We start from the raw sequence: 5,482 nt of genomic DNA on the forward strand, positions 1-5,482 counted from the left end.
AAGCCGTGTACGCCGGTTCAATTCCGACCCTGGCCTCCATTGCATCCGCCGCCATGCCCGGGTGGCGAAATTGGTAGACGCAGCGGACTTAAAATCAGTTTTGTCAAGTCCATTCTGCTTGCGCTACCCAGCCAAAAGGTCAATAGTGACAAGGACTTGCAGGCACCCACGGCGCAGCTTCACGGCTTGGCTTGTCGGTCAGGGGCCAGCTAGGCGCCAGCAGAACTGAGATAGGAGTTTCCAGTGCATCGCACTACGCCCGAGTGGTGAAATCGGTAGACACAAGGGACTTGAACAATTTGAGCCTTCGGGTGGAAACGTCCGAAGTGAAGCCCGTCAAAGTCGGCGAAAGCCCTGGATGCCCTGGTGTCCGAGCCAACGCCGAGCCAAGCCCAAGCTCCCCGCTTGGGAAGGTGTAGAGAGCAGACGGCGGGCACCTACGGCCGGAAGGCTATGGTGAAGGCGTGCTCCAGACCACGAACGTCCTGCGACAGTCAGGACGGCGGCGAAAGCCGAAGTGGGAAGAAAATCCCTCGCCGAAAGGCATGCCGGTTCGATTCCGGCCTCGGGCACCAGTTTGGCGGCCGTCGCTGCGTGAGCAGCGGCGGCTTTTGTTGTGAATGCTTTATCTTTCGCAAGCTACCGGGAGCGCGCAGCAGTCTGGGAAATGATGGAGGCAGGGCACCCATGTAGCCGTAGCAACAATAGCAAGGACTCTTGGGGGCATCATGCGCGTCTCACGGTTGGGGATAGAGAACTTCCGCGGCATCAAGAAGGCGGAACTTCACTTCACAGGGCATACGCTCCTGATCGGCGGCAACAACGTCGGTAAGAGCACGATCTGCGAAGCACTCGATCTCGTGCTTGGGCCGGATCGCCTGAATCGAACACCCCCGGTCGAGGAGTTCGATTTCCGCAATGCCGGCTATTTGAACGAAGACGGCGAAACGCCCGTCCCTATCCGCATCGAAGCCGTCCTCGTCGATTTGACCGACGACATCAAGAAGCTCTGCGCTGCGAACCTAGAGTTCTGGCACAAGACCGACAAACGGGTTCTCGGCGAAGGCGAAATTGGTAACGCCGACGATCCCAGCGTGGAACTGTGCCTTCGCTTGATTACCGTCGCCCAATACGACATCGAAGAAGACCAGTTCTTCGCCAAGACAGTCTATGGCCGAAGCGACGACGATGACGACACCGATCCCAAGTCGATTCCCACCAAGGTCAAGCGAGCGATAGGCTTCCTCTACCTGCGCACCATCCGCACCGGCTCGCGTGCGTTGAGCCTGGAGCGCGGCACACTGCTCGACAACATCCTGCGCATGAAAGAAGCCCGCAAGGGGATGTGGGAAAGCATCCGCCGGCGGCTGGCTACCCTCAATCCGCCGATAGATGCCGACGCTACCGAACTGGGGCCGATCCTGGATGAAATCGAGGCACGGCTGTCGGAATACATCGCACCCGGTGGCGAGGGCCGCTCGACCCGTCTGTTCGTCTCCCAACTCACGCGCGAACACTTGCGAAAGACCATCGCCTTCTTCTTGACGATGGGCCGCGGCGAGGAAGCCGTGCCGTTCCAACAGGCCGGTAGCGGAACGCTGAACACGCTTCTGCTGGCATTGCTGACTTTCATCGCCGACATCAAGAAAGACAACGTCATCTTTGCGATGGAAGAGCCTGAGATCGCCCTTCCGCCCCATACACAGCGGCGAATTGCGAACTACCTACTCGAAGAAACATCGCAATGCTTCGTCACATCTCACTCTCCCTACGTCATCGAGCGTTTCGAGCCCGACGGGATACTGAAGCTTAATCGCGACGAACATGGCATGTTGAGCGGCACGGCGATCAAGCTTCCAACCGGCATGAAGGCCAAGAACTACCGGCAGAATTTTCGCCGAGCCATCGCCGAAGCCATGCTCGGCCAAGGCGTGATCGTCGGCGAAGGGATCACCGAACAGGATTCCTTACTGGTCGCCGCACAGAAGATGGAAGACAGCGATCCGGCCTTGTTCCCCCTGGACGTGGCTGGCCTGTCTGTCATCAACGCCGATGGCGACGGGAACCTGGAGAAGTTGGGTGCCTTCTTCAAGGAAATTGGGACGCCAGCCTTTGCCTTCTTCGATCGCAAGAAGCGCACGGACGCGGAAATCGCCGCCTTGCAAGGTAGCTACGAGGTAGCCAAAGAAATCCAGCAGAAGGGCGCCGAAGTGTTGATGGCCGAAGAAACCCCTTTGGATCGGCAATGGCAGTATTTGGAGGCCCTGCGCGCAGAGGACACTGATGGCCGATTCGGGATTCCGGCGGCTCGCCCTGCTGATGACGAGCTACGCAAGCTGACCACCTCCACACTGAAGGGACTGAAAGGCGAAGGTGGTGCGGCGAAACTGCTGCAACTGTGCGCCGTGGCCGAATTGCCCAAGACCATCACCGACTTCCTCGCCGACATCTATCAACGCTACCCGAAGCCAAAGCGCAAGGAGGCAATTGCCGCGCAAGCCGACGCCGATGCAGAAGCGGCAGGTGGCGACGTGGCCGCGGCTAATGGTCCCGAGGAACCGTAAATCGTGGCCCTGGTCATCTGTGCGCAGCGACAGAGCATTCTCGACGAGGACGGTGCGATCCTCGTCACGGGTGGCCCAGGCAGCGGCAAGACGACCATCGCCTTGGCCAAGGCTAGACTCGTCATCGATCGAGGCCTGTCACCTGGCCAGTCCGTCCTATTTCTCAGCTTCTCTCGTGCTGCCGTTGCGCGCGTCGCCGAAGCGAGCAAGACGCAGTTGCCTTCTGCGCTGCAAGGAAAACTCTCAATCCAGACGTTCCACTCGTTCTTCTGGCGCATCTTGCAGGCATACGGATACCTGCTGGGTGCGCCAAGGTCGCTACGTCTGCTGATGCCGCACGACGAGGCGGCGATGCGCCACGAGTTCGAGAACAATGGCGGAGATTGGAACGTCGAGCGCGAACGGCTATTTCGGGAAACAGGGCGAGTCGCATTCGATCTGTTCGCTCCGAAGGCGCACGAACTACTGTCTCGAAGCGCACGCCTGCGCGAGCTGTTCTCGTCGTGTTATCCGTTGGTCGTTGTGGATGAGGCGCAAGACACCGCAGAAGATCAGTGGCAGTGTGTCCGACTGCTATCCGCAGGCACGCAAATGATGTGCCTCGCTGATCTGGACCAGCAGATTTACGATTTCCGGCCGGGCGTCAGCTCAGACCGAGTGACGCACATCATGGCTGCGTTGCAACCGTTGCGCGTGGATCTGGCCGGCGAGAATCACCGAAGCCCTAATTCGGAAATCGTCGCCTTCGCCAATGACGTGCTATTGAACACACCGAGAGGCGCGGCTTACCGGGGTGTATCACGGATGAACTATCGCGCCAACCGAGAGTACCGTGATCGCGCGATCCGCCAAGCAGTCGGCATCGCCATTCAGCGTGCTAAGGAAGCTGCCCAAGGCGACATTGAGAGCCTTGCCGTGCTGGCGACATGGGGGCGTGGCGTCAACGTCATCTCCCGCGCTCTGACTGGTGATGGCACGAACCTCATTCCGCACCGAGTGATGATTGACGAAGCATCGGTACTGCTTTCAAGTCGCATGGTCGCTTTCATGCTCGAACCGCGTAGGCCGGCAGCGGAGGAACTGCTGGATCTGGCCGATGGTCTTGACCTTGCAGCGACGGTTTTCCGAGCACGCGGCGGAAACACCAATCTAGCCACCGCGCAGCGGTTGGCAACAAGCGCCGTACAAAGCCGCGGTGGCACTCTCCCACGCGCTAACGGGGTGGCGTCCAAGCTCTTGGGCGCGATGCGTACATTGCGCACCCACGAGTTCACTGGCGACCCGAAGCGGGATTGGTTGGATGCGCGCAGCATCCTTCGCAACGCTGGCGCCAACCCGTTTCAAGCCATAGCGGAGGATGCCGAGCAGCTCGTCGCCTTTCAACGTGGTCGCCGTATCTCAGCAGCACTGATCGAACTCTGGCAAACGCAGGGAGCGTATCGAAATGCGCGCGACGCACTTGATGCGGCCATATCCGAAGATCAGCTCTTGTCGGGTGGCAACGACTTGAGGGGCATCCACGTCATGACGATTCACAAGTCGAAGGGCAAGGAATTCGACGCAGCAATCATCTTCGATGACCCGAACAGCAGTCCTCTGCTTTTCACTCAAGAGGCTGCGCCTCACCCTCGTTGTCGCAAACTGGCACGGGTTGGCATCACCCGTGCCAGGCATCATGTGCTAATGCTTTGCGATATGTTCACGCCAACCGCATTACTGCAAGGGCATCAGCTCTAGGAGCAAGGTCGCTGCGGTCTTGAACCCGCAGCAGTGCGTCTACTCGTGCCCTGACCGCTTCCGGCGAAACCCCCGATCCCCCGCGATGAACGCCTCCAGCATGTGCGGGATCAGCGTCGTCGCATCGACTGCCTCCCCGTAGGTCTGCGCGTGCATGGCCGCGTAGCGGTCGAGGTCGGCCTTGAGCGTGGCCGGGCACGCGAAGGTCAGTTTTACGCTCTCAATTCTCGGCAGCGGCCCCAGCCGAAGCTTGCGTGCCGTGCTCATCGTGAAGTCCCCCGGTTGAAGAACAGCGGCTGGTACGGCCGCAGTACCAGGTCGCGGTTGACGCTGATGCGCACCGGCAAACCGGGGCGCTCGGTCAGCGTCGGTTGGATGTTGAGGTTGCGCCGGGTCATCTCCTGTCCGACCGGGTTCACGCTGTCCTGCAGGCTGTCGCGGCCGGCGACGATGACGCGATCGCCGTTGCGGTTCTCCGGCGCGGCCAGCTCGGCGCCGACGCCCAGCAGCGTCGTCAGCGCCGCGCCGGCGAAAATGCGATCCCAATGCCAATCGACGCCATCCTCCAGGCCGGCATAGCCCGCCGGGTCGGTGCCCGCCAAGTTGTCGAGCGTCAGCGAGGACGTGTCCGGCAGGATGATGCGGTTCCACACTACTTGCACGCGGCTCTGCCCGTAGGCGACCTGGCTGTTGTATTTGCCGAAGATGCGCGACCCCTGCGGGATCAGCAGATAGCGGCCCGTCGCCGTGTCGTACACCGGCGCCGTCACCGTGCCGATCACGTCGCCCGGCAAATCCGACTTGATGCCCGTCACCAGCGCCGCCGCGATCACTGTGCCGGCCATGACCTGATACGGCGAGGTCGGCAATTGCAGGTTGCCGGAATTACGAGTTTCCGTGGTTCCGGCTTTCTGGAACGCCTCCTTCTGGTCCTGCCGGTTCTGCACGGCGGTCGGGTCGGCGGGCTGCGCCGCCGTCGAGGCCGGCCCGGCCGCCTGTGGGTCGAAGCCCGCTAAGCCGGATGCCGGCGCGACTGAAGCGGTCTGCGCGGCGGGTGCAGGGGCAGCGGCGCGTTGGTTGCTGGACCGGAAGAACACCGACGAACCTGCCGCCGCTTCCGCCTCCTTGCGCAACGCGTCGCGTTCGGCCGCCGCCGCATCCTGGCCAGGCGGCGTGTAGCT

The 5,482-nt window shown here is 61.3% G+C and carries 4 protein-coding genes; 2 read left to right on the plus strand and 2 right to left on the minus strand.

The features are described 5' to 3' along the window. Window positions 1–728: 728 nt before the first annotated feature. On the plus strand, window positions 729–2,564 hold the full coding sequence (locus AC2VLV_RS13845) for an ATP-dependent nuclease (protein WP_395642113.1): 1,836 nt from the start codon (window positions 729–731) through the stop codon (window positions 2,562–2,564). 3 nt (window positions 2,565–2,567) lie between these two features. Then, window positions 2,568–4,301, plus strand: coding sequence for a UvrD-helicase domain-containing protein (locus tag AC2VLV_RS13850; RefSeq protein WP_395642114.1), 1,734 nt, complete (start codon window positions 2,568–2,570; stop codon window positions 4,299–4,301). Between the two features lie 39 nt (window positions 4,302–4,340). Here AC2VLV_RS13850 and AC2VLV_RS13855 read toward each other — a convergent pair whose 3' ends face one another. Beyond that, a complete protein-coding gene (locus AC2VLV_RS13855; RefSeq protein ID WP_395642115.1) occupies window positions 4,341–4,568 on the minus strand; it encodes a DUF2274 domain-containing protein in 228 nt (75 codons plus the stop codon). After that, window positions 4,565–5,482 (minus strand): TraB/TrbI/VirB10 family type IV secretion system protein (locus tag AC2VLV_RS13860; protein WP_486990533.1); only part of this gene is annotated, 918 nt, incomplete at its 5' end. The genes AC2VLV_RS13855 and AC2VLV_RS13860, both read right to left, overlap by 4 nt.

The sequence above is a fragment of the Thiomonas sp. TH-17 genome, from assembly GCF_057473305.1.